The following is a 25374-nucleotide window of genomic DNA, read 5'->3' as shown; positions in this document are numbered from 1 at the left end:
ATCAGACACATCAGACGCATCAGAAAGGCCTCATATGCCCCTGTGTTTCGGCGACCATGTCTCCACGGCCGAGACCGGCTACGGCACCGTACTGCTGGACGAACAGTCGGGACGCTACTGGGAGTTGAACCCGACGGCCAGCTTGGTGGTGCGGACGCTGCTGGACGGGGGCGAGGCGGGGGACGCGGCCGCCGCCCTGGTCCGGGAGTTCGACATCGACCAGGCGCAGGCCCTGCGGGACGTCGAGACGCTCGTCGGGGAGCTGCGCACCTCGGGTCTCGCCTCATGACGACGCCCAGCGCACTGGAACGACCGAGCGGCGTACCCCTGTCCCGGCGCCTGGCCGCCCGCCTCGTCCTGCTCCCCGCCGTCGCCCTCGCCCTGCTGCCGCCCCGCCGCATCCGCGCCGTACTCGGCGTTGTGCGCCGTGGTGCCGCGCCCGCCACCGCGGCGCAGGCGCAGGCCGCGCGTGACGCCATGTGCGCGGCCAGCCTGCGCTGCGCCGGCCCGAAGGGTTGTCTGCCGCGTTCCCTGGGGGCGGCTCTGCTGTGCCGGCTCCGCGGGACGTGGCCGACCTGGTGCACCGGCGTGCGCGTCGTGCCGCCGTTCACCGCGCATGCCTGGGTCGAGGCGGAGGGCCGTCCCGTCGGCGAGGGTGTACCGGAGGGCTACTTCGCCCGGCTGGTGGCCGTCGGCCCGCCGTCACGGCCGACGGACCGATGAGCGGCGCGACCGTCCCGGGGGGCGGCCGTACCGCGGTCACCGGCGGCGAGAAGTCCACCCGGGCCGCGGTGGTGACGATGTACCGGCTCACCACCGGCCACCGGAGCGCCATGGCGGTCGCCGTCGTGCTGACCCTCCTGGCTTCCGCGCTGGGCCTGGCCCAGCCGCTCGTGGCCCGGAACGTGGTCGACGCCACCGGCCGCGGAGAGGTCGTCTGGCCGTTGCTGGTATCTCTCGGCACGCTGTTCCTCGTCGAGGCGGCGACGGGAGCCGCCGGGCGCTTCATTCTGGAGCGGATGGGCGAAGGAGTCGTACGGCAGCTGCGTCACGGGCTGGTGGGGCGGCTGCTCCGGCTGGAGATGAGGGAGTACGACCGGCACCGGGGCGGCGACCTCATCTCCCGGGTGACGGCCGACACCACCTTGCTCCGGGAGGTCGTGTCGCAGGCCCTGGTGGACCTGGTGGCGGGAAGCCTCGTGGCCGCCGGGGCGGTGATCCTCATGGCGTGGCTCGACCCGGTGCTGCTGCTCCTGGTCGCCGTCACCGTGGCAGCGGCGGCCGCGGTCGTCGCCTCGCTGCTCACGGGCATCAGATGCGCGTCCGAGCACACACAGAACTCGGTCGGTGCCGTGGCCGCCGACCTGGAGCGCGCCCTGGGTTCCCTGCCGATGGTCCGTGTGCACCGCGCCGAGGATCGCGAGGCGGCGGCCATCGGCACTCGTGTCGACACCGCCTACGGCGCGGGGGTACGCACCGCGAAACTCGCCTCTGTCATGAGCTCCGCCGTGGAACTCGCCGTCCAGGGTTCCTTCCTCATCGTCCTGGTCGTCGGCGGACTGCGCGTGAGCGGCCACAACGGCTCTCTCGGCGACCTCGTCGCCTTCCTGTTGTACGCCTCGTACCTGGTTCTGCCGCTGTCCTCGGTCTTCCGTGCCGTGGGACTCGTCCAGCGCGGGATGGGCGCCTACCAGCGCATCGACGAGGCGCTCCGCCTGCCGGTCGAGCCCACCGCGCCACCGGCGCCGAGGGACCGCACGTCCACCGCGCGGCCGGCCGGGCCGTCCCTCCCCGGCGAGCAGCCCGCCCTCGCCCTGCACGACGTGCACTTCTCCTACGCCCCGGGGCGGCCGGTCCTCCGCGGTGTCTCACTCGCCGTCCCGCACCGGCGGTACGTGGCGCTGGTGGGCCGGTCCGGAGCCGGCAAGAGCACGGTGTTCGCCCTGGTGGCGCGGTTCTACGAGCCGGACGCGGGCGCCGTGTTCTTCGACGGCCGGCCCGCGGCAAGCCTCACCCGTGAGGAGTGCCGCCGAGGGATCGCCGTCGTCGACCAGAACACCCACGTCATCCACGGCACGCTGCGCGAGAACATCGCCTACGCCGTACCCGGCGCCTCGGAAGCGGACATCCGGCGCGTCATCGAACTGGCCAGGCTGGAAGAGGTCGTCGACCGGCTGCCCGGCGGCCTGTCCGCTGTCATCGGCGAACGGGGCAGCACCCTCTCCGGCGGCGAACGTCAGCGCGTGGCCCTCGCCCGCGCGTTGCTGGCCCGCCCGTCGCTGCTTCTGCTGGACGAGCCCACCTCCCACCTCGACGCGATCAACGAATCGGCGCTCACCACGGTCATGAAGGACATCTCCCAGGAGTGCGCCCTGCTGGTCATCGCCCACCGTCTGTCCACCGTGCAGCACGCGGACCACATCGTGGTGCTGCAGGACGGTCGCACCACTGCCGCGGGAAGCCATGAGGAGCTGCTCTCCGGCAGTGTCCTCTACCGTGAGCTGGCTGAGAGCCAGATGCTCCGGCCTGGCGGGGAGCCGTACGGCGCTGCCCCGGGTCAGTCCCGAAGGGGGACCGGTTGAGGGGAACCGTCGCCGCCGGGGCGGGTTCCGGGGTGTGAGCGGGCCGTCGTTTCCCGGAGCGCGTGCGCCTTTGCCAACAGGAGGTAGCAGGCCGCGGTCCAGGTGTAGGCCCGGTCGCGCAGGCCCTCGCCGGTGAGGGCGTCGAAGTTCTCCGCGAAGCCGTGGGTTTCGCACAGGGCCCGGAAGCGGGCGCTGATCTCGTCCGCGAGGCGGTCGTGGCCGCCTCGGCGCAGTCCGTCCTCGATGAGGACGGTGGCGGGTGCCCAGATCGGGCCGCGCCAGTACCCGTCGGGGAGGTAGTGCGGGGAGGTGGGGAGTTCGGTGGCCAGTCCGTGCGGAGTCAGGTGGGCCTCGATACGGGACGCCAGCGCGGCCGAGACGTTCCCGGGCAGGTGCTCGCCGAGCACCACCGGCATGAGGTCCAGCAGGCCGGCGGTGCTCCAGGTCTGCGACGTCTCGACGCTCCGGGCGACGAACCGCTCTCCCGTCCACAGCTCGTCGAGCAGGGCGGCCTGGGTGTCCGAGGCGGTGCGCGTCCAGCGGCGGGACTCGTCGGGAAGACCCAGTTCGGTGGCCAGGGCCGCGAGTTCATGGAGCTGGAGTACGAGGAACGCGGCCAGGTCGGCGGTGACGATCACGCGCTCGGGGTCGAAGGTGGTGGCGTTGTCCCAGCCGCTGTCGTTGCCGTGCTGGTAGTGGGGCAGGGCGGCGCCGGGTGCGCGGCGCATGGTGAGCCAGAAGTCCGTCCAGCGTTCCAGCCTGCGGTAGGCCTGGGTGAGTTCCGCCCGGTCGAGGGGGCCGGGGAGCCTTCGGCGCAGGTGGCTCAGGGTCCAGCCGTGGATGGGTGGTTTGACGAAGTTGTACAGGGCCTCCGAGTGGGTCACCGAGTCGGGCAGGGCCCCGCTCTCGTCCTGGTGGTCGAACGGCAGCGAGAACTGGTCCCAGGCCAGGGCGGGCGCTCCGGGTGCCAGGGCGAGGGCGTTGAAGCAGTGGTCCCAGCTCCAGACCTTGTCCATCCAGTGCTTGGACATCAGCACCGCGGACCGGGTGACAAGGGCCGCCGGGCGGACCGTCGCCGACCACAGGACGTACGCGGCGAGTTCGGCGGCCGGTGTGCCGGGCGAGCGCCAGGGGGCGACCGCGTCGGCGAAGGCCGTGAAGGCACGCTCCGCGGCCTCCACGATCCGGTGAAAGGTCTGGGTGGAGGTGTAGGGGCGCCGTGCGCTGTCCAGTTCCTCCACCGCCGCTTCCCAGGCCCCGCCGGCGTCCGCGGTGATGGTGAGGCCGCGGTCGCCGCTGCCGAGGGCCTGGCTGCCGGACACCTCGGTGGGAGAGCCGGACAGCACGGTGATCCGGTAGCGGCGGCCGGTCTCGTACGAGGTGAAGACGTACCCGCCGGCCACCGGATCGCGGTGGAAGTAGGTGCCCGTGAAAGGGGTGAGGGTCTCCGCGGCCGCCGTGATGCGCAGCCCGAGCCCCTCACCGCGGAGACGGACGGTGTCCGGGGACTCGTAGGCGCAGCCGATGCTCCCGTCCGGGTGAGCCCACCTGAGCAGGCCGGGCGTCGTCTCGGTCCGGGTCTCGGCCCGGTCGCCCGTCGCCGGGTCGAGCGGCACCAGGCTCAGGACGGCGTGCATGCCGTTCTGGTGGGAGACCAGGTGGAGGTCGCCGGCGTAGGTCTTCTCCGCGACCACGGGTGAGAGGCCGAACCAGGAGCCGTGTGTGCTGAACGGGATGTCGTGGACGGAGAAGGCCGGGCCGGATCGGTCGGCGGTCATCAAGGGGCTCTCGTTTCCTGGGCGGTGGTGGTCGGCGAGCGGCTCAGTCCTTGACGGCTCCGGCCGTGACGCCTGCGGCGACGTAGCGCTGGGCGAGGACGAGGATCACCGTGGCGGGCAGCGAGGCCACGACGGCGGTGGCCATGACGGCGTTCCACTCCTGGTTGTTGTTGCCGATGTAGTGGTAGATGCCGAGCGTGATCGGCTCGTGGGTGCCGCCGCCCGCGAGGGTGCTGGCGAAGACGAAGTCGGACCAGGACCACAGGAACGCGAACAGCGACACCGTGACGACGGCGTTGCGGCTCATCGGCAGCACGACGGACCAGAAGGTGCGCAGGGCCCTCGCTCCGTCCATCTGCGCGGCCTGGAGCAGTTCGCCGGGGATGCCGGACATGAACGCGGTGAAGATCAGCACCGCGAACGGGACGGCCAGGGTGGAGTCGGCGACGATCAGGCCGGGCACGGACTGGAGCAGGCCGAGCTGGAGGTAGATGGCGTAGAAGCCCATCGCCATGATGATGCCGGGAATCATCTGGGCGACCAGGAGGAGGAAGCCGAGCACCCCGCCGCCGCGTGGGCGCAGTTTCGCCAGGGCGTAGCCGGCCGGCGCGGCCAGCGCCACCGTCAGCACGACCGTGCCCAGGGCGATGACCAAGCTCGTGGCGAGGTAGGGCAGTTGCTGGTCGAGCACGGCACGGTAGCCGTCCAGGGTGCCGTGGACGGGGAACCAGTCGGGCGGTGACTTGCGCATGTCCTGGTCGCGTGTGAAGGACACGTTGAGCATCCAGTAGACCGGGAACAGCATGATCGCGGTCAGCAGCAGACCGACGGCCGTCTGCCACCACGTACGGTCTGGGGCCCGGGTCATGACAGGGCCTGCTTCCGCTGGAGGCGCAGGTACACCAGTCCGAAGGCCAGTGCCGCGACGACGAGCAGGTTGCCGACGGCCGCGCCGGGGCCGAAGGCGGGCAGAAGGCTGCCGAAGCCGAGCCGGTAGGACCAGGTGGCGAAGGTGGTGGAGGAGCCCGCCGGGCCGCCCTTGGTCATGATCCAGATGATGTCGAAGACCTTGAGCGTGTAGACCAGGCCCAGCAGCAGGGTGACGGCGGAGACCGGTCGCAGCAGCGGGAAGGTGATGCGCCAGAAGCGCTGCCAGGCGCTCGCGCCGTCGAGGGCGGCGGCCTCGTACAGGTTGCGGGGAATCGACTGCAGGCCGCTGTGCAGCAGGACCAGGTTGAACGGGACGCCGATCCAGATGTTGGCGATGATCACGGAAGTCAGCGACCAGGACGGCGAGGTCAGCCAGTGCACCGGGCCGACGCCGATGACGTGCAGGGCTGCGTTGACGACGCCGGAATCGCTGTTGAGCATCCACGACCAGGAGGAGGCCGACACGATCAGCGGCAGCAGCCAGGGCACCAGGAACAGGGCCCGCAGGGTCGCCGACAGCCGGAAGCGCTGGTGGAAGAAGACCGCCAGGGCCAGGCCTATGGCGTACTGGAAGACCAGGCACACGGCGGTGAACACGATGGTGTGCGTCAGGGCGGGCCCGAAGGCCGGATCGTCGAAGACCTTGCGGTAGTTCTCCAGTCCGGTGAACGGCGCGTCGCCCTGGACGAAGGAGCGGACGGTGTAGTCGCGCAGGCTCAGGTCGGCGTTGCGGTAGAGCGGGTAGGCGTAGAAGAGGGCGAGGTAGAGGGTCACCGGCGCGAGGAAGGCCCAGGCGGACCACTGCCGCGAGGCAGGGCGCCGGTCCGGCGGGCGTGTCGTGCGGTTCGTCGACGCGCCCCGGGCCACGATCCTGACGGTCACTCGACTGCGTCCTGCGCCGCGGTGAGCGCGCCCTTCGGCGACTGGGACCCGCTGAGGGCGGACTGGACCGCCTTCCACATCTGCTCCGAGATCCTGGGGTACCTGGTGCCGAGGTCGTCGCTGGTCCGTCCCTTGGCCGCCTTGACCGCGTCGACCCACGGCTTCAACTCGGGCTTCGCCGCCGTCTGTTTCGCCCGGACCCCGGCGGTGGGGGCCACGTAGGACAGAGTGGTGTCGGTGTCGTAGAGGTTCTCGGCACTGGTCAGGCAGGAGACCAGCTTCCGTGTGGTGGCGTACCGGCCGCTGTCGCCCTGCACCGGGACGGTGACGAACTCGCCACCGGTCGGGGCCGCGGCGCTGCCCCCGTCGGCGCCGGGGATCGGCAGGACGCCGTAGTCGAAGCCGGCCTTCTCCGCGCCCGCCAGCTGCCAGGTGCCGTTCTCGGCGAACGCGTACTCTCCGCTCGCGAACTCCTGCCAGCTGGTGGTCTGGGTGTTGTTGATGACCGAGTCGGGGGCGTACCCCTTCTCGAGCCAGTCGCGCCACAGGGACAGGGCCGACACGCCCTGGGCGGAGTCGAGTTCGGTGAGCTTCGCGCCCGAGCCCCAGAACCAGGGCAGGAACTGGAAGCTGCCCTCCTCCGTTCCGGTCGCGGAGAAGGTGATGCCCTTCTTGCCGGCCTTCCTCACCTTGTCCAGCGCCGTGGTCAGCGACTTCCAGTCCTTGACCGAGGAGATGTCGACACCGGCCTCCGTCAGGACGTCCTTGTTGTAGTAGAGGGCGAGGGTGTTGGCGCCGATGGGCGTGCCGTACGTCTTCCCGCCCGACTGACCGGCCGCGAGCAGGTTGGGGTCCACCTTCGAGGTGTCCACCTTGTTCTCGTCGGTCGTGGTGAGCACCCCGGCCTCGGCGAGTGTCGACACCACCGGGTTGTCGAGGATGAGGACATCCGGGGCGTTGTCCTGCTGCGCGGCCAGCAGCGCCTTGTTCGTCAGGTCAGTGGTGTCGAAGGCCCTGCGTTCGACCTTGACCCCGGCCCTGCTGCCGCAGCCGTCCAGCAGCTTCACCCACGCCGAGTCCCCGGCGAACTGCGGGTAAGGGTCCCAGACGGTGTAGCTGCCGCTGTCCGCCGCCTGCGAGGAGGAGGTGCCGCCACCGGAGGAGCATGCGGTGGCGCCGACGACGAGACCGGCGACGGTCATGGCGGTGACGGTGAGACGGCGTCCGGTGGGTCTCTTCATGGGATGTCCTTCAGAAGGGTCCGGGCTCGCTTGCATGGACACGAAGAATGAGCATGAGCACGTCAATAGATCAACGACGGCGGGCCGTGAGCGTCCCCGGCGGGGACAGGCGTGACTCAGTCCGGGGCAGCCGGTCAGGCGCTCGGAGCGGAGTCGGGACTCACGGGCGCACCCGCAGCCGCGGGACCGGTGCTGGCACGCAGAGAGATGGGCGGAGCGAGCAACTGGTGGCGGGGCGGCGCCTCCGGCTGACCGAGCCGCTCGACGAGCAGTTCGACGGCCAGCCGGCCCAGCTCCGCCGCCGGCACGTCGGCCGCCGTGAGCTGCGGCGTCACCGTCTCGGCCCACCGGGCCGCGACGACGCCGGTGACGGAGAAGTCACGCGGCACATGGCGACCCGCATGGGCCAGGCCCCGGTAGAGACCGCCCAGCGCGGCCTCGTTCAGCGTGACGAGGGCCGTGGTGGCGGGGTCGTCGTGCAGGATCCGCTCCACACAGGCCTGCCCCGAGGGTGCGTCGTCCCCGCAGGTGTACGTACGGACGGTGAGTCCGCGCTCGGCGGCGGCCTTGGTGAAACCGTCGAGTCCCCGGTGCGCGGACTCGTAGCCGGCGCGCAGGAGACGCTCCGGCCGGTTGACGAAGGCGATGCTGCGGTGGCCCAGGTCCGCGAGGTGGTGGACACAGGCCGCGGTCAGCGCGGTGTGGTCGAGGCCGACCCACCAGTCGTTCTCCGGCCGCGCGGTGCGGCCGATGCAGACGGAGGGGAAGTTCTTCGCCAGGAGGTGTTCGACCCGGTCGTCGTGGAGTCTGATCTCCATCAGGATCGCGCCGTCGACGCGGCGCTCACCCAGCAGCCGCTGGAACGAGCGGTCGCTGTCCACACCGCTCGGGGAGAGCAGGACGTCGTAGTCGTAGTCGGCCGCGGCCTCCACCACACTGCCGATGAAGTCGAGTTGCATCCCGGTGTAGTGGTTGCCGGCGGGCGGGAAGACCAGGCCGATGGTGCTGGTCCGGCCGTTGGCCAGGGCCCGTGCGCTGGCGTTGGGCCGGTAGCCCAGGTCCGCGATGACCCGCTGGATCCTCTCGCGGGTCTCCTCCGACACCGGGCGCTTGCCACTCAGCGCGTACGACACGGTGCTCCGTGAGACACCGGCCCGCTTGGCGATCTCACCGATGTTCACGGGCACTCCTTCGTCGAGTTCGTTCGACGGCGTCGAACCGGTTCGCGTGAAGGGGAACGTAGGAGCTGACCGTCAGGGTGTCAATGCCTGGCGCGATGTTCCGGAAACCCGCCAGAAGCCCAGCGGATACCGGGGAGGCGCCTCGCGCACGGAGTATTGCCGCTCCGATTCGCCGGTGCTAGCTTCCGTCGAACCGGTTCGTCCTCACCGGCCTCGCCCCTCACTGACGACACGGAGGCCCCAGTGCGACGCAGGAGAAGAACCACGGGAGCAGGCGCGGCGGCCGTGGCGGCGGCGGTCCTGGCCACCGCGCTCGCCACCACTCCCGGCACGGCCGGCGCGGCCGAGGCGGAACGGCTCGTCGTGGATCTCGGCACCGACACCGGCGCGTTCCACGGCGGTGCCTCCGGCTCGCTGTACGGCATCTACGGCGACGGAGTGCCCAGCCGCACCCTCCTGGAGGGCATGCATGTCCGCACGGTGTCGACGAAGGCCCAGGACGGACCCCAGCACCCGGGCGCGGACGCCCTGGAGATCCTGCCGCCGTTCGTGGACTCGGGCGGCAGGGACGTCTACATCTACATGACCGACATCTACCGCGGCTTCCCCTACCAGTGGCCGGGCGCGGACGGTCCGGCACGGCTCGCGGACTTCAAGGAGAAGATCGAGAAACAGGTCCGGCAGGTCCTGACCATGGGCGAGTACAAGGACCACGTCGTCTACGTGCCCTTCAACGAGCCCGAAGGGAACATGTTCGGCACCGGCGAGTGGAGCTACAACAAGGTCTCCTGGCTGGACGACCCGCGGCACTACTTCGCGGCCTGGAAGGAAGTCCACCGGCTCATCAGGAGCCTCCACCCCGGCGCCCGGATCGCCGGGCCCAACACCAGCGTCCTCTACGGCCAGGTCGAGGGCTTCCTGCGGTACGCCAAGGCCAACGACGTCGTCCCCGACGTGATGACCTGGCACGAGCTGTCCAGTCCCGCGGCGGTCCGCACCAGCGTGGCGAGGTACCGGCGGATGGAGAAGGACGTGGGCGTCGGCCCGCTGCCCGTCAACGTGAACGAGTACGGCCACAACTACCACCTGTCCGTGCCCGGCCAGGTCATCCAGTGGGTCTCCGCCATCGAGGAGGCCAAGATCGACGCCGATCTGGCGTACTGGAACATCGACGGCAACCTCAACGACTCGGCCGTGGAGGCCAACAAGGGCAACGGCCAGTGGTGGCTGTTCAACGCCTACGGCCAGATGACCGGGCACACCGTGGAGGTGACCGCCCCGCACCCCAACCAGCAGTACACCCTCCAGGGTGTGGCCACCCTCGACAAGGACAAGAGGCAGGCCCGGACCCTCTTCGGCGGCAAGAGCGGCGACGCCGACATCGTCTTCGAGAACGTCGACCCCGAGGTGTTCGGCACCACCGTGCGCGCCACCGTGCAGGAGATCCCGTGGACCGGGCAGGTCGGCGACTCGGCGCAACCGCTGCGGCTCGCGGACCAGGAGGTCAGGGTCGGCGCGGACGGCACCGTGAGTCTCCCCATGGCCGGCATGAACGAGATGTCCGCCTACCAGATCATCCTCTCTCCTGGCGGCAGCGGCGGAGCACCGGCCGGACCGTCGGTGAGCTGGCGGAAGACGTACGAGGCCGAGAACGCCACCTACACCGGGCGCGGGTACTCGAAGAACGGGCCCGAGGGCTCGCCGCAGGACGTCGGCAGGTTCGCCACCTCCGGCGCCTACGACGTCGGCGGCCTGCGCACCGGCTCCGACGGCGTACTCGCCTTCGACGTCGAGGTCCCGCGGGACGGCAGCTACGATCTGAGCGTCTTCGCCAACTCCTACAACCTGTACGACCTGGTGAAGGAACAGGGCCCCACCAACGTCTTCCTGCGGGTCGACGGCAGGGAGCCGCGCGAACTCCGGCTGCCACTGGGCTACAAGTGGGTGGTGTGGGGGCACACCGACACCACGGTGAGGCTGACCGCCGGTAAGCACCGGATCACGCTCGCCGCGCAGGACCCCGACCTCGGCGTGACCCGGGGCGACGCGATCATCGACAAGGTCGATCTCGCCCTGCGCGACGAGAAGGTGACCGCGCCCGCGATCTATGAAGCCGAGTACGCGACGCTCTCCGGCGCCCGTCCCGACTACACCCGTCCCGCCGCGTCCGGCGCCGGCACGGTGAAGCTGGCCAGGGGTGCCTCCGCCACCTTCTGGGTGTACGCGCCCGCCGACGGCGAGTCGACCGTGTCCGTCGACCACCTCGGCGGCGGCCGGGCGAGCCTCTCCCTCAACGGCGACCGGCTCGACGTGCCCGAAGCCGGGGGCGGCAGGAAGGGCACCCACGACGTCCGGCTGTTCCTGTCCGGCGGCATCAACAAGCTGACCGTCACCGGAACCTCGGGCACGTTGCTGCTCGACCGCCTGCGCGTCGCACCGTCCGGCGGCACCCTGGTGACGAGGGTCTACCAGGCCGAAGACGGTACGGTCAGCGGCGCCGCCGAAGTGACCGACGCCTACCTCTTCGCCTCCGGCGGCAAGGCGGTGACCGGTGTCGGAAAGGGCAAGGCCAACGCCCTCACCATCGACGTCGTCGCCGAGCGACCCGGCCGCCACGCGCTGACGATCCGCTACTCCAACGCCGAGCAGGCCCCGGCCACCCACTACAACCCCGACCCGATCGCCCGCCACGCGGACCTGTCCGTCAACGGCGGGCCCGCGCGCCGGGTGCTGTTCCCGACCACCTTCCACTTCAACAACTTCTGGGACCTCACCGTCCCGGTGACCCTGAAGAAGGGAACGAACCGGCTCGTCTTCACCGCGCAGGAGCTGCCCGACTTCGACGGGGACACCTACAATCGGTACGGCCAGCGGTCCCCGTACGCACCGGTCATCGACCGGATCGCCGTCACACCGCTCGCCCAGGAGTGACCGCGGACGCCCGGGTCCGGGAATCGACATCGGCGGCCCGCCACCGCACCGGCGTCACCGGCGGCCCCCAGGCCGGGTCAGCGGCCACCGAGCCGAAACCCGGAGCCACGCCATCGCTGCGAGGGCGAGTACCGTTGAGCGCACGCGGCGGTCGGATCCCGGGAGCTGCCATCGCGAGGTTTCCCCGGTTCGAAACTGAGCCGGGGAAACCGTCCCGATGACCACATTTCCCGGCTCAGCGAACGGCCGTGCCGTCGGGCTGGTCGAGCAGGCCGAGTTCGTCCCACGTGGGAAGGCCCTCCCAGTCGCCCCGGGTGGCGACGGCGAACGCCGCGGTGGTGACGGCCCGGTGCAGACGGGCGTGGCGTCCGCGCCGTCGAGGAGTCCGGAGAGGTATCCCGCGACGAAGGCGTCACCGGCGCCGACCAGATCGACCGCGTCGACCTGCCGGGCGGGGCGGTCGGTCGTCCCGCCGGCGGTGAAGCCCGTCGCGCCACGGGCGCCCCGCTTGACGACCACCTCCCCCACTCCGGTGGCCAGCGCCTCCCGCACGGCTTCGAATTCGTTGAGGCCGGGCCGCCACCAGGGGCAGTTCGTACTCGGACGCTATGAGCAGGTCGACGTGGGGCATCATCTGTCCCTGGCTGAGGAAGTTCGGTACGCAGAAGGCGATCTGGAGGCTGGCGGCCGGGGCGACGGGGCCGAGGGGGCAGTGGGGGGCCATCGTGACGTCGTGCGCCTCGGCCATGGCGGCGATGCGGCGGACCTCGGAGATACCGCCGGCGTGCGACCGGGGTCTTCCCGCGCCCGCACGGCCGCCAGGTCGTCGGACGCCTGCGCCAGGAGCGACTCCACGGCGGCCGCGGCGGCGTCCGGGGCGCCTGCCGCGACCGCGTGCAGCAGTTCCTGATGTACGGGGATGGAGGCGGAGTGGCCCCGGGCTGACGAAATCCCGGGGCCTGTCGGTCACCGCGGGGCGGGTGGACCGGCGGAGGGGGTGCGCAGGGCAAGGAGGGCGACGTCGTCGTCGTTGTCGGTGGGGCGGACGCGGCGCAGCAGATGGTCGGTGAAGGAGGCCAGGGGGCGGTGGGCGAGCGCGGCGGCGTGCTGGCGCAGCCGGTTCAGCCCCTCGTCGAGAGTGTGGCCGGGTGCCTCGATGAGACCGTCGGTGTACAGCACGAGGGTGGAGCCGGGCGGGAGCAGGGTGATGGCATCCGGGCGTGGGGCGCCGGCCCCGGCGCCCAGGACGATGCCGTGCCCCTCGGTGAGATAGCTCGCCAGGCCGTCGCGGGTGATGAGCAGGGGCGGCGGGTGACCGGCGTTGGTCCAGGACAGCTGCCACTGGCCGTCGGCCGCCGGTTCGATGCGGGCGAAGACCATCGTGGCCATGGCGACGTCCGTGATGTGCTGGAGCGCCTCGTCCAGCCGTGCGACGATCCGGCTGGGGGGTTCGTGCTGGGACCAGGCGTAGGCCCGGAGCATGTTGCGCACCTGTGCCATGCCGGCCGCCGCCTCCAGGTCGTGCCCGACGACGTCCCCGACGGCCAGGGCGGTGGATCCGTCGGACAGCGGGAAGGCGTCGTACCAGTCACCACCGACCTGTGAGGCGTCGGGCGCGGGCAGGTAACGGACGGTCATCTGCAGGTCCGGGACCGTCGGCATCTGGGGCAGGAGATGGTTCTGCATGGTCTCGGCGACCTTGCGCTGACGCTGGTACAGACGGGCGTTGTCCAGGGCGAGGCCGGCCCGGCGCGCGATGTCCTCCACCAGGGGGAGGTCGGCGGGGGTGAAGGGGACGGGGTCCTCGGCGCGGCCCAGGGTGAGGGCGCCCAGGACCGCGCGCGTGCTGCGGATGGGCGCGATGGCCGCCGAGTGCATCCCGGTGCTGTCGAACAGCCGGCGTTGCTCGACCGCGATGCCGGAATCCGGGGTACGCCGGTACGTGCCGGGCCCCGTCACCGTGGAGGCCACACCGCGCAGGGCCCGGGACAGGGGCATCGGCGACTCCTCCGGGACGGGCGGCATGGGGCCCTGCAGGTCGTCCTGGTGCACGAGGGTGCCGTCTTCGGCGTGGACGACGGCAGCACGCCACACCTCGTCGCGCTCGGTGATCAGGTCGATGACCACCCAGTCCGCCAGCCGGGGCACGACCAGCCGCACGAGGTGTTCCAGTGCCTCGTCCACGTCGAGCGTGGAGGTCAGCTGCGCGGTGGCCTCGGCCAGCAGGGCGAGCCGTTCGAGCTCCGGCAGCGGCCCGGCCACCGGTTCCGGCTCCGGGCCGGTTTCTTCCGGCTGCTCGGCGATGTGGAAGAGCACCAGCGTGCCGGCTCCGTCGCCTCCGGTGCCGTACGGGGTGATCAGCCAGGAGATGGGCAGCACGGAACCGTCTCCGCGGGCGAAGTGGTCCTCCGCGGCCTGGGCGGTCCGTCCGGCGTGGAAGGCCTGCCGCATTCTGCACCGGGTCCTCGGCAGCGGCTGGCCGTGGGCGTCCCGGTGCAGCAGGTCGTGCGCGTCCTGACCGAGCAGGTCCTCGGCGGGCCGGGCCAGCACGTCCTGGGCGCGGGCGTTGACGGCGAGGATGCGGCCTTCCTCGTCCACGACATAGGCGCCGGTTCCGATGGCCTCCAGCACACGAGTCAGCGAGGCGTCGGCTACGGCCGGGGAGGGCTGTGGGGCGGTCTCCGTACGCTCCGGCCCTGCCATGTCGTCGCCTCCTCGCTGATCGCCCGCCCTGCCGACTGCCGGCTTGTCCTCCGCGGACGCCCTCGGGCGTCATTCCCGTGTGCCCCCTGAGGCCGAAACCAGCCACCTGTGAGTAGGGCCACTCGGGAGGCGCCCGGGTATGGGTGATCCGCACCCGGGTAAGCGCACGTCGAAAGCTGCCCCGGCCGGGGCGAAGACAACGAAAGAGCCTCCGCATGATCACTCCGCTTGGGAAGCAGGCGGCAGATCGGCAGGGCGCGGACGAGCACGCCATGCTGCGCTTCGGCGCGGCATGGGGCGACGGCGCAGCGAGCGCCGTCGACGCACGTCTGGCCCTGCGCGCCTTCCTCGCCCATGGTCCGCACACCGCCCCCTCGCTGATTCCGGCCTCGCTGGCCGGGGACGCAGAGCTCGTCGTCAGCGAGCTGGTCACCAACGCGGTCCGGCACGCTCCGGGCCCGTGTGAGCTGATCCTCCGGCTGTTCCGGGGAAGGCTGGCCATCACGGTGCGGGACACCTCGGCAATGGAGCCGACGGTGCGCAAGGGTGACCGGTTCCGGGTCGGAGGCCACGGGCTGCACCTGGTGCACACGGTCAGCGACCGGGTCGCTGTGGCACGCCGCGCCAGTGGGAAGCAGATCACCGCCTATCTGCGGCTGGCCCCCGAGGCATGCGAGGCACGCGACGAGGCGCATGAGGGAGCGCAGGAGGCCGTGCTGGCGACCGGCTGACCTCCGTCCGGTACCCGGCCGGAGCGCCGGGGGTCAGTTCTGCCGGGCGTGTACGGGGGTGTTGGCGACGTCGTCCGGGCAGGTCGCGTGCGGCCGGCACCGTTGGCGGTCGCGCCGTACATCGGATGCCGCGAGGGCGAGGGACGCCGCCATGCCGACGAGTCCGGCGCCCAGCGCGGCGACGAGCGCGCTGCGGTAGTCGTCACCGCCGCCGAGCACGAGGTAGAAGAGGCCGGGCAGCGCGGCGGTGCCCACCGCGGCGCCGAGCCGCTGCCCGGTCTGGAGGGCGCCCCCCGCCGCGCCCGCCATGCGTACCGGCACCTCCCGCAGTGTCATGGTGATGTTGGGGGAGATCACGCAGCCGCTGCCCACGCCACCGAGGAACAGCACCGGGGCGGCGACCCAGGGCGCTGTGTCGAGGGGTGCGAAGCGGAGCAGCAGCGCGGTGCCGCCCAGCCCGGCGATCACGGCCGTGAGACCGGCCACGGTGAGCACGCGGCCGAGCCGGTCCACCAGTCGGCCGGCGACGGCGGCCGCGACGGCCGAGCCGACGGCGAAGGGTGTCACGGCGAGGCCGGACCGGAGCGGGGAGAAGCCGAGGCCGTCCTGGTAGAAGAGCGCGAACACCAGCCAGACGCCGCTGAAGCCGACGAAGTAGAGCGTGCCGACGCCCGCACCGACCGCGTAACCGCGCACCGTCGTGAACAGCCGCGGGTCGAGCAGCGGCTGGCTGTCCCGGGCCACCAGGCGGCGCTGCCACCAGGCGAACGCGGCGAGGATCACGGCGCCGGCGGGGAACATCCACCACAGCCGGCCGATGCCACCGGCGCCCGCCTGCACGAGCGGGTACATGAGCGCGAGGACCCCGAGCCCGAGCAGCAGGACGCCGGGCAGGTCCACGTGCTGCCGCCCGGAAGGCCGGGTGCGGGGCAGCAGACGGCGGCCCAGGAGGACGGCGAGGATGCCGATCGGGACGTTGACGTAGAAGACCCACCGCCAGCCCTCGGTGCCGGAGGCCAGGGCGAGGATGACACCGCCCGCGAGGGGGCCGACGGCGGAGGAGATCCCCACGGTGGCGCCGAAGAAGCCGAAGGCGCGGCCCCGTTCACCGCCCCGGAACATCTGCTGGATGAGCGCGGAGTTCTGCGGGGCCATGAAGCCGGCCGCCAGTCCCTGGGCGAGCCGGGCCACCACCAGCAGCGTGATGCTGGGAGCCGCCCCGCAGGCGGCGCTGAAGAGCACGAAGCCGCTGAGGGCCAGCAGGAAGATGCGGCGCCGGTCCAGCGCGTCCCCGAGGCGGCCGGCGGTGACCAGCGCCAGCGCGAAGGCGAGGGCGTATCCGGAGACCACCCACTGCACCTGCGCGGGAGAGGCGTGCAGGCCGCGCTGGACGGACGGCAGGGCGACCACCACGATCGAGACGTCGAGCAGGCTCATGAAGCCGGCCACCAGCGTCACCCACAGGGCCCGCCACCGGCGGGGGTCCGGCTCGTGTCCCGCCTCCTGTGCGCCCTGGTCCCGGCCGCCCGCCGCTGATGCCGTCACATGGGCTCCTCTCACCAGGTGCGCACCACGGCGAACCAAGTTCCCCGCCGATGCCCGGGACACACCCCGGGGTGCGGGCGGTCGCCGCTCCCCCCAGCACCCGGCCGTCACCGTGGGTAGTCACCCGCGTGCCGCGCGAAGGGGCTCGTTTGAGCGGGCCGTATCCGTGCAGGCGTTGTGCTTGGAAAGGACGACCGGCGAAAGGAACGACGTGATGGCGGCGCCCGGCAGCGAAGACTCGGTGGACCCCGAAGCCGTGAGGCGACACCGGATGCTCTTCCGGGCGGTCGAGAAACGACGGAACCCCAGGCTGCGCCGCAGCGACATCACCGTGACCGACGAGACCGCGGTCAAGCGCGCCACGAAGGCCGCCGCCCTCGGCAACGCGATGGAGTGGTACGACTTCGGCATCTACAGCTATCTGGCCTCGACCATCGGGAGGGTCTTCTTCCCCTCGGGGAACGACACCGCCCAACTGCTCAGCTCCTTCGCGACGTTCGCGGTGGCCTTCCTGGTGCGTCCGCTGGGCGGGATGGTGTTCGGTCCGCTCGGCGACAAGGTCGGCCGCAAGCGGATCCTCTCCCTCACCATGATCATGATGGCGGTGGGGACCTTCGCCATCGGCCTCGTCCCCTCGCACGCCGTGATAGGCCTCTGGGCCCCGGCCCTGCTGATCTTCTTCCGGCTGGTGCAGGGCTTCTCCACCGGCGGGGAGTACGGCGGCGCGTCGACGTTCATCGCGGAGTACGCGCCCGACAAGCGCCGGGGTTACTTCGGCAGCTTCCTGGAGCTGGGTACGCTCGCCGGCTATGTCGGGGCCTCCGGCCTCGTCGTCGTCCTCCAGAGCCTCCTCAGTGACGACCAGATGCTGGCGTGGGGCTGGCGCGTCCCGTTCCTGGTCGCGGCACCGCTCGGCCTCATCGGCCTCTACCTGCGGCTCAGGCTGGACGAGACGCCCGCCTTCCGGAAACTGGAGGGCGGCCAGGTGAAGGCGAGCGAGGCCGCCGACTCCGTGGAGACCTCGGCCGCGGCGGACCTCGGCAAGATCTTCACCCGCCACTGGCGGCCGCTGCTGCTGTGCCTCGCGCTGGTCGCGGCGTACAACATCACCGACTACATGCTGTTGTCCTACATGCCGACGTACCTGTCCGACGAGCTGGGTTACGGCACCAACCACGGGCTGCTGATCCTGCTCATCGTGATGGTGCTCCAGATGTGCGTCGTCAACCAGGTGGGGCGGCTCTCGGACCGCTTCGGGCGCAAGCCGCTGCTGATGGCGGGGATGCTCGGATTCCTCTTCCTGTCCCTGCCGTCGTTCCTGCTCATCCGGCAGGGCGGTGTCGTCCTCATCACCGTGGGCCTGCTGCTGCTGGGCCTGTCCCTGGTGGCGATGCTCGGCACGATGTCGGCGGCGCTCCCGGCGATCTTTCCCACCCATGTGCGGTACGGGTCCCTGTCGGTCGCCTACAACGTGGCCACCTCGGTGTTCGGTGGCACCACTCCCCTGGTGATCACCGCTCTGATCAGTGCCTTCGGCACCACGCTCATGCCCGCCTACTACGCCACGGGGGCCGCCGTCATCGGCGTCATCGCCGTGCTGTGCATGCGGGAGACCGCGAACAAGCCACTGGCCGGTTCCCCGCCTTCGGTCGAGACGGAGGCGGAGGCGGCGCGGCTCGTCGAGGCGCAGGCGCCTCGACCGAGGTTCTGAGGTCCTGGCCCGTCCGGGCTCGCCGAACTCGCGGTCGCGGCACCACCGTTGCCCCTCGCTGCACGTCAGCTGTCCCCACCGCGCGCGGCCTGCCCCGAACCCCCTCGGGGCCCGCGTGGTCTGCCTGGCGTGAGGAGCGGACCGGATCCGGTCACCGTTCCCGCGCGGAGAGGCTCACACGCATGGCCGACATCGCCGAGGTCACCGCCGCCCCCGGCGAGGCTCCGTCCGCGCTTCGCCGGACAGGCCGTGCGTCTGCCACTCACGCGGGGTCCTTCCGTACGCCGCCCGGAAGGAACGGCTGAAGTGGCTGGGACTGACGAATCCCCAGCGCCGGGCGACGGTCGCGACCCCCTGTCCCAGCGCCGGGGACAGCAGCAGGTCCCGCCTGCACCGCTCCAGTCGCTGCGTGCGGATCCACTCCCCGACCGTCACCCCTTCCAGCTGGAACAGCTTGTGCAGGTAGCGGACCGACATGAAGTGCGCGGCGGCGATCCCGGGTGGTGACAGATCCGGGTCGGAGAGGTTGCGCAGGATGTGGTCCTTGACGCGGACCAGGGTGGCCGCGGCGGCCTCCGGAGCCCGGGGGGCGAGGCGGCCGCGGCGCTCGTTGACCAGCAGCGCCAGCAGGTCGAGGGCGGTGGCGGCGAACTGGCGGCCGGCGGGGGCGTCGAGCCCCGCCGCCTCGCGGGCCAGGCGCGCGAAATAGGTGGCCACGAGGGCGGCACCGCCCTCCCGGCCGGTGAACGCCGTGGCGGTCAGCGCCCGCAGGTCCTCGTCCCGGACGCGAAGGTCCTCGCGGGGGAAGTGGAACGAGGTGAAGCTGAACCTGCTCTGCACCTGCTTCCTGAACAGCCGGGAGGAATCGGAGAGCGAGAAGTCCCCCGGCCCGATCCGGGCCTGCCTCCCGTCCTGCTCCTTGATGGCGGTGCCCCGGTGCTGAAGGGTGAGGATGACGAACTCCTTCCCGTCCCGGATCAGCCGCTTGTTGCGCGTCACCGTCTGCGGGCCCGCCTGGACATGTGCCACCCGTAAGGAGCCCAGCTGGTGGCTGACGATCCTTCCGGGCGTCGGATCGTCCTCGTGGAGCCGCACATCGAGCGGTATGAAGGTGCGCGACACCGCGTGGTGCCAGCGCTCACCCCGGTCGGCCGCCGGCAGTGACGCGGTGGAAAGTACAACGGACACTCGGTTCCCCCCTGGGCGTCATCGAGGCCGGCAGCACGCGTTCCGCTGCCGGCCCCGATGATTGTCATCGTCCCGGTCCGGGGCGGTCCAGGAGGAATCGCAGGAAGAACCGGGGAAGGACTCGCCTACTTCGCCAGGAAGGCGAGCAGCGCGGAGTTGACCTCGTCCGCGTGCGTCCACAGCAGACCGTGCGGGGCGCCGTCGATCTCCACGTAGTCCGCGCCCGGCAGGGCCTTGCGGAACTGCCGCGCGGTGCCGTCCACGGGCAGGATGCGGTCGCCGGTGCCGTGCAGGATCAGCGCCGGGACGTCGATCGCCGGGATGTCGGCCCGGAAGTCGGTGTACCAGGTGGAGGGGGCTGCGGCCGCCGCGTGGAAGCCGCCGCCCGCGGCGACGTTCCAGCTGTTGCGGACGGCCTCCTCGCTGATCCGGGTGCCGAGGTTCTCGTCGAGGTTGTAGAAGTCCTTGTAGAAGTCGGTGTAGTACGCGTAGCGGTCCGCCTTGACGGCTCCGACGATGCCGTCGAAGAACTCCTTCGGGGCGACCCCCTCGGGGTTGTCGTCGGACTTGAGCAGGCAGGGCTCCAGCGAGGCGAGGAAGGCGACCTTGGCGATCCGGGCGGAGCCGTACCTGGACACGTACCGGGCGACCTCGCCGGTCCCCATGGAGAATCCGACCAGGACGGCGTCGCGCAGGTCGAGAGTCTCCAGCACGGTGTTCAGATCGGCCGCGAAGGTGTCGTAGTCGTAGCCGGTCGTCGGCTGGGAGGACTGGCCGAAACCGCGCCGGTCGTACGTGATCACGCGGTGGCCGGCGTCGAGCAGCGCGGCGGTCTGCCGCTCCCAGGAGTGGCCGTCGAGCGGAAAGCCGTGGATGAGGACGACCGGCTGCCCGGATCCGTGGTCCTCGTAGTAGAGGTCGATGGCGGTGGAGTTCTCCTGGCCCACGGTGACGTACGGCATGCGCTGTTTCCTCGTTCCGGATGGCTGGCTGAGGGGACGGGGCCACGCTAGGGCGGCCCCCGGACGGCGGGTTGCCGGGCAGCGCACCGGTACGTGACCGAGAGCGCACAGGGGACCGAACGCGTTCGGAGACCGTCAAGCGGTCACGCCTCGGGAAGGGGCCGGTCGTCGACGACGTGCTTCATGACGAGGGTGGAGTTCAGGCGCTGGACGCCGGGCAGCCGGGCGAGCTGCTGGTCGTAGAGCTGCTGGAAGGCGGCCAGGTCGGCGGTGGCGACCCGCAGCAGGTAGTCGGGGTCGCCGAACAGGCGCTGGGCCTGGAGCACGTGCGGGACGGCGGCCACCGACTCCTCGAACGCCGAGACCGTGTCGGCGTCCTCCCAGCGCAGGGTGACGAAGACGAGGGCCTCGAAGGTGAGGCCCACGGCGGCCGGGTCCACGACCGCCCGGTAGCCGCGGATCGCGCCCTCACGTTCGAGGTCGCGCAGTCGGCGGTGGCAGGGCGAGACGCTCAGCTTCACGCGCGCGGCCAGCTCGGTGACCGTGAGACGGCCGTCCAGCTGGAGCTCGGTAAGAATTTTCCGGTCCAGGGCATCCATGGAGAAGATTCTGCCCCAGAAACCGCGATCAAGGGGGAAACAAGGGAACACCTTCGGGCCGATCCGGCCTACCCTTCCTCTCGCAACAAGGCATGTGAGAGGGAACCACCGATGGACACGACGACCCTGGCCGCGTTTCTGGCGGTGGATCTGCTGCTGGTGTTCACCCCCGGCGCGGACTGGGCGTACGCGATCGCGGCGGGCCTCAGGGACCGGTCGGTCGTCCCGGCGGTCGCCGGGCTGGTGGCCGGGTACGCGGGTTACACCCTGCTGGCGGTCGCGGGCCTGGTGGTGATCGTGGCGAGCTCGGCGACGCTGCTCACCGCCCTGACCGTGGCCGGGGCCGGCTACCTGGTGTGGCTCGGCTGGGGCGTCCTCAGGCAGCCGGCCGCCCTGACGGCCTCCGCGCGGGAGCTGGGCTCCTCCCGGTTGCGGGTCATGCTCAGGGGAGCCGGGACCAGCGGGCTCAACCCGAAGGCGCTGCTGCTGTACTTCTCGCTGTTCCCGCAGTTCATCGACCCCTCGGGCGCCTGGCCGGTCGCCACCCAGACCGGACTGCTCGGCGCACTGCACATGACCGCCTGCGCCGCCGTCTACCTCGCCATCGGCGTCCTGGCCCGCACCGTTCTGAGTACCAGGCCCGCCGCGGCCCGGGCGGTCACCCGCGCCTCCGGTGTGCTGATGATCGCCATCGGCGGATTCCTGCTGGTGGAACGCCTGGCCGCGCAAGGATGACGGCCGCCTCGGGGCCCGGCCCACAACCTCGCGCCCGGCGCGTCCGAGCCGCGCTGCCGGGAGCCCTGCGCTGCCCGGCAGGGTGCCCGGGCCCCTTCCCTGACATGATGGCCGGGGAAGCCGTAGGTGCGTCACGTGCGGAGGCACCGTGGAGGGACGCGTACCGGAGGATGTGACGGTCGTCGTCGACGCCGGTGGGGCGGTCACGGCGTGGAGCGACGGCGCTCACCGGCTGCTCGGATACGCACCCGCCGACATCGTGGGCAGGCCGGCCACCAGCCTGCTCGCGGCCGGCCTGCCCGAGTCCACGCGGCGCCATGTGGCCGACGGACGGCGGTGGGCCAGTGAGGTGGCGCTCCGGCACCGGGACGGCGACCGGGTCGTGGTCCGGCTGCAGGGCGCGCCGCTGCCGGCAGCGGACGGCGGGCGGCTCTGGATCGTGACGGGCGCGACACCGGCGCCGACGGTCCCGCGGGCCGAGCACCAGGCTCTGGCCCTGTGGGACCTCACGCTGGCCCAGCTGCCCGTGCCGGTGGCGGTCTACGACCGCGAGGCCCGGCTCGTGGCCGCCAACGAGATCATGACCCAGGTGATGGGCAGGTCCGAAGAGGAGATGAAGGGCCTGACACTGTGGGAGATCGAGCCCAGTCCGCCCTTCGACGAGTACGACCGCCTCCAGCGGCAGGTGCTGCGCACCGGCGAGATGATCTTCCACGAGGAGCACGGCAAGGCCCCGGGCGAGACCCGGACGCACGCCTGGTCGATGTTCCTGTCGCCGCTGAAGGACGAGACCGGCGCGGTCCAGGGGATGTCCGCGACCGTCTTCGACACCACCGAGCAGTACTGGGCCCGCCGGCGGCTGGCCGTGCTCAACGAGGCCAGCCTGCGCATCGGGAGCACACTGGACGTGGCCCGGACGGCCGACGAGCTTGCCGAGGTGGCCGTGAGCGGCTTCGCCGACTTCGTCACGGTGGACCTGCTGGAGTCCGTCGCGCTGGGCGACGAACCGGAACCGCTGCCGCGGGACGCGCCGATCACCGTGCGCCGCACGGCCCAGCGGTCCGTGCTGAGGGGCTGCCCCGAATCGGTGGTCGCCACGGGCGACACCACGCTCTACCCCGTGGGCACACTGCCGGCCCGGACGCTGGCCGCCGGCCGCGGCGCCGGGCACCGGCCTGGGGACCCGGGGCTGCGGGACTGGATCAGGTCCTCACCGGGGCGTGCCGAGTCCGTGGCCCGGTACGGGATCCACTCGGTGATGATGGTGCCGCTGCGCGCCCGGGGGGTGACCCTGGGCCTGGTGCACATCCTGCGGCACCGGACGCCGGAGCCCTTCAGCGAGGACGACCTGCTGCTCGCCGAGGAGATGGTCGCCAGGGCGGCGGTCAGCGTGGACAACGCCCGCCGCTACACCCGTGAACTGCGGACGGCGCTGGCGCTCCAGCGCAGTCTCCTCCCCGAACGGCCGCCGCGCCTCGCGGCGATGGACGTCGCCTACCGTTACCTGCCGACCGGTTCGGGAGCGGACATCGGAGGCGACTGGTTCGACGTGATCCCGCTGTCCGGCTGCCGGGTGGCGCTGGTCGTGGGCGACGTGGTGGGTCACGGCATCCACGCGACGGCCACGATGGGCCGGCTGCGGACCGCCGTACGGACGCTCGCGGACGTCGACCTCGCCCCCGACGAACTGCTCACCCAGCTCGACGACCTCGTCATCCGGCTGGACCGGGAAGAGGGCCCCGAGGTGCGCGAGCGAACGACGCAGCCGTCGGGGCAGGTCGGCGCCACCTGCCTGTACGCCGTGTACGACCCGGTGTCCCGGCGCTGCAGCATGGCCCGCGCCGGGCATCCGCCGCCCGCGCTGGTCACGCCCGGCGGCGACGTCCGGTTCGTGGATCTGCCGGCGGGGCCGCCGTTGGGCCTGGGTGGTCTGCCGTTCGAGGCCGCCGAGGTGGAGCTGGAGGAGAACAGCCTGCTCGCCCTCTACACCGACGGGCTGATCGAGGCCGCCGACCACGACATCGAGGTCGGCATCGGCCTGTTGCGACAGGCCCTGAGCAGACCGGCCGACGCGCTGGAGGACACCTGTGACCAGGTGCTGCGAACGGTGCTGGCCGACCGCCCCGCCGACGACATCGTGCTGATGCTGGCCCGTACCGCCGGGCTCGGCGCCGCTCAGGTCCGTACCTGGCAGCTGCCGCCGGATCCCGCGGCCGTGGCGGGGGCCCGCAAGATGGCGGGTGAACAGCTGGCCGCCTGGGGGCTCACGGAGGCGGCGTTCACCACCGAACTCATCGTCAGCGAGCTGGTCACCAACGCGCTGCGGTACGGCGGTGCGCCCATCGAGCTGCGGCTGATCCGCGACTCGGCCCTCATCTGCGAGGTGTCCGACGGCAGCAGCACCGCGCCCCACCTGCGCCGGGCCCGCGTCTTCGACGAGGGCGGACGCGGACTGCTGCTCGTCGCCCAGCTCTCCGAGCGGTGGGGCAGCCGCCAGACGCCCACGGGCAAGACCATCTGGGCGGAACAGCGACTGCCCGCCGAGACGTCCGGCTGAGCCGGGCTACCGCGTGTCGACGATGCCGCCCGTCACGGCGATGACCTCGCCCACCGTGTAGCTGGAGTCGGCGTCGGAGGCGAGATACACATACGTCGGCGCGATCTCCTCCGGCTGGGCGGCGCGCTCCAGCGGGGCCTCGCTGCCGATATGGGCCAGCCCGTCCGGGGGCATGTGCTGGTCCGCCTCGTTGAGCGGCGTCCAGGTCGGGCCGGGCGCGACCACGTTGGCGCGGACGCCCCGCTTGGCCAGGTGCACGGCGACCGACTTGGTCAGGGTGATCAGCGCGGCCTTGGACGCCGCGTAGTCGATCATCGTCGTGCTGCCCTTGAGGGCTTCCTCGGTCGCGGTGGCGATGACGGCGTCGCCGGGCTCCAGGTGGGGCAGGGCCGCCATGAGCAGGTGGAAGTACGCGTAGACGTTCGTCTTGAACGTGAGGTCGAAGTCCTCCGCGGTCAACTGCTCGAGTTCCAGCTTGCTGTTGAGGTACGCCGCGTTGCTCACCAGGATGTTCAGCCCGCCGAGCTCCGCCACCGTCCGCTCGACGGCCTCGCGGCAGAACGCCGGGTCGGTGAGGTCGCCGGGCAGCAGCAGGCAGCGCCGGCCCTGCTCCTCCACGTCGCCGCGCACCCGCTCGGCGTCCACCTGCTCCTCCGGCAGGTGGACGATGGCGACGTCTGCGCCTTCCCGCGCGTAGAGCAGCGCCACGGCCCGTCCGATCCCGGAGTCGCCGCCGGTGATCAGCGCGGTCTTCCCCTCCAGCTTCCCGCTGGCCCGGTAGCGGCTCGCCCGGTAGCGCGGCGCGGTGCGCATGTCGGCCTCGAGGCCGGGGCGCCGCTGCTTGTCGGAGTCGTAGGGCGGGTCCGGCTCGGACACGACCTGTGGTGCGGACTTTTCCTGCTCGGGCTGCACGGCTTTCCCTTCGCCGGTGTCGTCCACGACGGGCCGCTGGGCACGGACCCGCCGTTCTTACGCCGCTTCGCGTTCCCACAACAGCGGTGGCCATGTTTCCCGTCCCTGACAAAGGGCGAGCGACCGGACCGGGAATGCCGGCAGCCGCGAGGGGTACTCCAACGATCTTGCAATCCCGGCCTTCGAGCCGCTGTAGCCGGAAGGAG

General features: G+C 71.6%; 21 protein-coding genes. 8 read left to right on the top strand and 13 right to left on the bottom strand.

Going from position 1 to position 25374, the window contains the following annotated elements:
* Window positions 1–34 precede the first annotated feature (34 nt).
* From IE212_RS22250 to IE212_RS22240, 3 genes are read left to right on the top strand one after another with little or no spacing between them, the layout of a single operon-like run.
* Window positions 35–289, top strand: a complete 255-nt coding sequence (locus IE212_RS22250) for a lasso peptide biosynthesis PqqD family chaperone (RefSeq protein WP_190199656.1) — start codon at window positions 35–37, stop codon at window positions 287–289.
* Entirely contained in the window at window positions 286–723 is a 438-nt protein-coding gene (locus IE212_RS22245; RefSeq protein ID WP_190199655.1) for a lasso peptide biosynthesis B2 protein, read from the top strand. The genes IE212_RS22250 and IE212_RS22245 overlap by 4 nt, the downstream gene beginning before the upstream one ends.
* Window positions 720–2582 carry an ABC transporter ATP-binding protein gene (locus tag IE212_RS22240; protein WP_190199654.1) on the top strand — a complete coding sequence of 621 codons (1863 nt, stop codon included), beginning with the start codon at window positions 720–722 and terminating at the stop codon, window positions 2580–2582. Before IE212_RS22245 ends, IE212_RS22240 begins: the two co-directional genes overlap by 4 nt.
* Here the strand turns inward: IE212_RS22240 and IE212_RS22235 are convergent.
* The 5 genes from IE212_RS22235 to IE212_RS22215 all read right to left on the bottom strand — a co-directional run bounded on the left by IE212_RS22235 (window position 2558) and on the right by IE212_RS22215 (window position 8594).
* Window positions 2558–4360, bottom strand: coding sequence for an amylo-alpha-1,6-glucosidase (locus IE212_RS22235; RefSeq protein ID WP_190199653.1), 1803 nt, complete (start codon window positions 4358–4360; stop codon window positions 2558–2560). The two genes, IE212_RS22240 and IE212_RS22235, sit on opposite strands and share 25 nt — an antisense overlap.
* A gap of 43 nt (window positions 4361–4403) precedes the next feature.
* Window positions 4404–5228, bottom strand: a complete 825-nt coding sequence (locus IE212_RS22230; protein WP_190199652.1) for a carbohydrate ABC transporter permease — start codon at window positions 5226–5228, stop codon at window positions 4404–4406.
* Window positions 5225–6172, bottom strand: coding sequence for a carbohydrate ABC transporter permease (locus IE212_RS22225; protein ID WP_229864508.1), 948 nt, complete (start codon window positions 6170–6172; stop codon window positions 5225–5227). The genes IE212_RS22230 and IE212_RS22225 overlap by 4 nt, the downstream gene beginning before the upstream one ends.
* A complete protein-coding gene (locus IE212_RS22220) occupies window positions 6169–7413 on the bottom strand; it encodes a sugar ABC transporter substrate-binding protein (RefSeq protein ID WP_190199651.1) in 1245 nt (414 codons plus the stop codon). The genes IE212_RS22225 and IE212_RS22220 overlap by 4 nt, the downstream gene beginning before the upstream one ends.
* 134 nt (window positions 7414–7547) lie before the next feature.
* Window positions 7548–8594, bottom strand: a complete 1047-nt coding sequence (locus tag IE212_RS22215; RefSeq protein WP_190199650.1) for a LacI family DNA-binding transcriptional regulator — start codon at window positions 8592–8594, stop codon at window positions 7548–7550.
* A gap of 243 nt (window positions 8595–8837) precedes the next feature.
* On the opposite strand from IE212_RS22215, the gene IE212_RS22210 reads away from it, so the two are divergent.
* Window positions 8838–11525, top strand: a complete 2688-nt coding sequence (locus IE212_RS22210; RefSeq protein ID WP_190199649.1) for a carbohydrate-binding protein — start codon at window positions 8838–8840, stop codon at window positions 11523–11525.
* A 54-nt stretch (window positions 11526–11579) separates the two neighbouring features.
* On the opposite strand, the gene IE212_RS35010 is transcribed toward IE212_RS22210, so the two are convergent.
* From IE212_RS35010 to IE212_RS22195, 3 genes are all read right to left on the bottom strand, one after another.
* Entirely contained in the window at window positions 11580–12044 is a 465-nt protein-coding gene (locus IE212_RS35010) for a PfkB family carbohydrate kinase (protein WP_229864506.1), read from the bottom strand.
* On the bottom strand, window positions 11938–12273 hold the full coding sequence (locus IE212_RS35645) for an enolase C-terminal domain-like protein (RefSeq protein ID WP_373301419.1): 336 nt from the start codon (window positions 12271–12273) through the stop codon (window positions 11938–11940). The genes IE212_RS35010 and IE212_RS35645 overlap by 107 nt, the downstream gene beginning before the upstream one ends.
* A 218-nt stretch (window positions 12274–12491) precedes the next feature.
* Window positions 12492–14228: a SpoIIE family protein phosphatase gene (locus IE212_RS22195; RefSeq protein ID WP_190199648.1), complete on the bottom strand. Its 1737-nt coding sequence runs from the start codon at window positions 14226–14228 to the stop codon at window positions 12492–12494.
* Between the two features lie 215 nt (window positions 14229–14443).
* Between IE212_RS22195 and IE212_RS22190 the strand changes: the two genes are divergently transcribed.
* On the top strand, window positions 14444–14959 hold the full coding sequence (locus IE212_RS22190) for an ATP-binding protein (RefSeq protein ID WP_190199647.1): 516 nt from the start codon (window positions 14444–14446) through the stop codon (window positions 14957–14959).
* Between the two features lie 33 nt (window positions 14960–14992).
* Here the strand turns inward: IE212_RS22190 and IE212_RS22185 are convergent, their stop codons facing one another.
* The gene (locus IE212_RS22185) at window positions 14993–16504 is read right to left on the bottom strand and encodes an MFS transporter (protein WP_190199646.1); all 1512 of its coding nucleotides are present in this window, start codon (window positions 16502–16504) and stop codon (window positions 14993–14995) included.
* 214 nt (window positions 16505–16718) lie between these two features.
* On the opposite strand from IE212_RS22185, the gene IE212_RS22180 reads away from it, so the two are divergent.
* A complete protein-coding gene (locus IE212_RS22180; RefSeq protein WP_190199645.1) occupies window positions 16719–18215 on the top strand; it encodes an MFS transporter in 1497 nt (498 codons plus the stop codon).
* A gap of 201 nt (window positions 18216–18416) precedes the next feature.
* Here IE212_RS22180 and IE212_RS22175 read toward each other — a convergent pair whose 3' ends face one another.
* The 3 genes from IE212_RS22175 to IE212_RS22165 all read right to left on the bottom strand — a co-directional run bounded on the left by IE212_RS22175 (window position 18417) and on the right by IE212_RS22165 (window position 20964).
* On the bottom strand, window positions 18417–19403 hold the full coding sequence (locus IE212_RS22175; RefSeq protein WP_190199644.1) for an AraC-like ligand-binding domain-containing protein: 987 nt from the start codon (window positions 19401–19403) through the stop codon (window positions 18417–18419).
* 125 nt (window positions 19404–19528) lie between these two features.
* Complete coding sequence (locus IE212_RS22170; protein WP_190199643.1) at window positions 19529–20365, bottom strand: alpha/beta fold hydrolase; 837 nt, start codon at window positions 20363–20365, stop codon at window positions 19529–19531.
* Window positions 20366–20508: 143 nt separating this feature from the next.
* Window positions 20509–20964: an Lrp/AsnC family transcriptional regulator gene (locus IE212_RS22165; protein ID WP_190199642.1), complete on the bottom strand. Its 456-nt coding sequence runs from the start codon at window positions 20962–20964 to the stop codon at window positions 20509–20511.
* Window positions 20965–21075: 111 nt separating this feature from the next.
* Between IE212_RS22165 and IE212_RS22160 the strand changes: the two genes are divergently transcribed.
* Window positions 21076–21699 carry a LysE family translocator gene (locus tag IE212_RS22160; protein ID WP_190199641.1) on the top strand — a complete coding sequence of 208 codons (624 nt, stop codon included), beginning with the start codon at window positions 21076–21078 and terminating at the stop codon, window positions 21697–21699.
* Between the two features lie 148 nt (window positions 21700–21847).
* Window positions 21848–24256: a SpoIIE family protein phosphatase gene (locus IE212_RS22155; RefSeq protein ID WP_190199640.1), complete on the top strand. Its 2409-nt coding sequence runs from the start codon at window positions 21848–21850 to the stop codon at window positions 24254–24256.
* Between the two features lie 6 nt (window positions 24257–24262).
* Here IE212_RS22155 and IE212_RS22150 read toward each other — a convergent pair whose 3' ends face one another.
* Window positions 24263–25195, bottom strand: coding sequence for an SDR family oxidoreductase (locus IE212_RS22150; protein WP_229864504.1), 933 nt, complete (start codon window positions 25193–25195; stop codon window positions 24263–24265).
* Window positions 25196–25374: the final 179 nt, after the last annotated feature.

Origin of the sequence: Streptomyces djakartensis (assembly GCF_014651075.1) — a bacterium.
In the GTDB taxonomy this organism is placed as follows: Bacteria; Actinomycetota; Actinomycetes; order Streptomycetales; family Streptomycetaceae; genus Streptomyces; species Streptomyces djakartensis.
The sequence above is the reverse complement of the archived record's forward strand: the minus strand, read 5'-3'. Positions and strand labels throughout refer to the sequence as shown.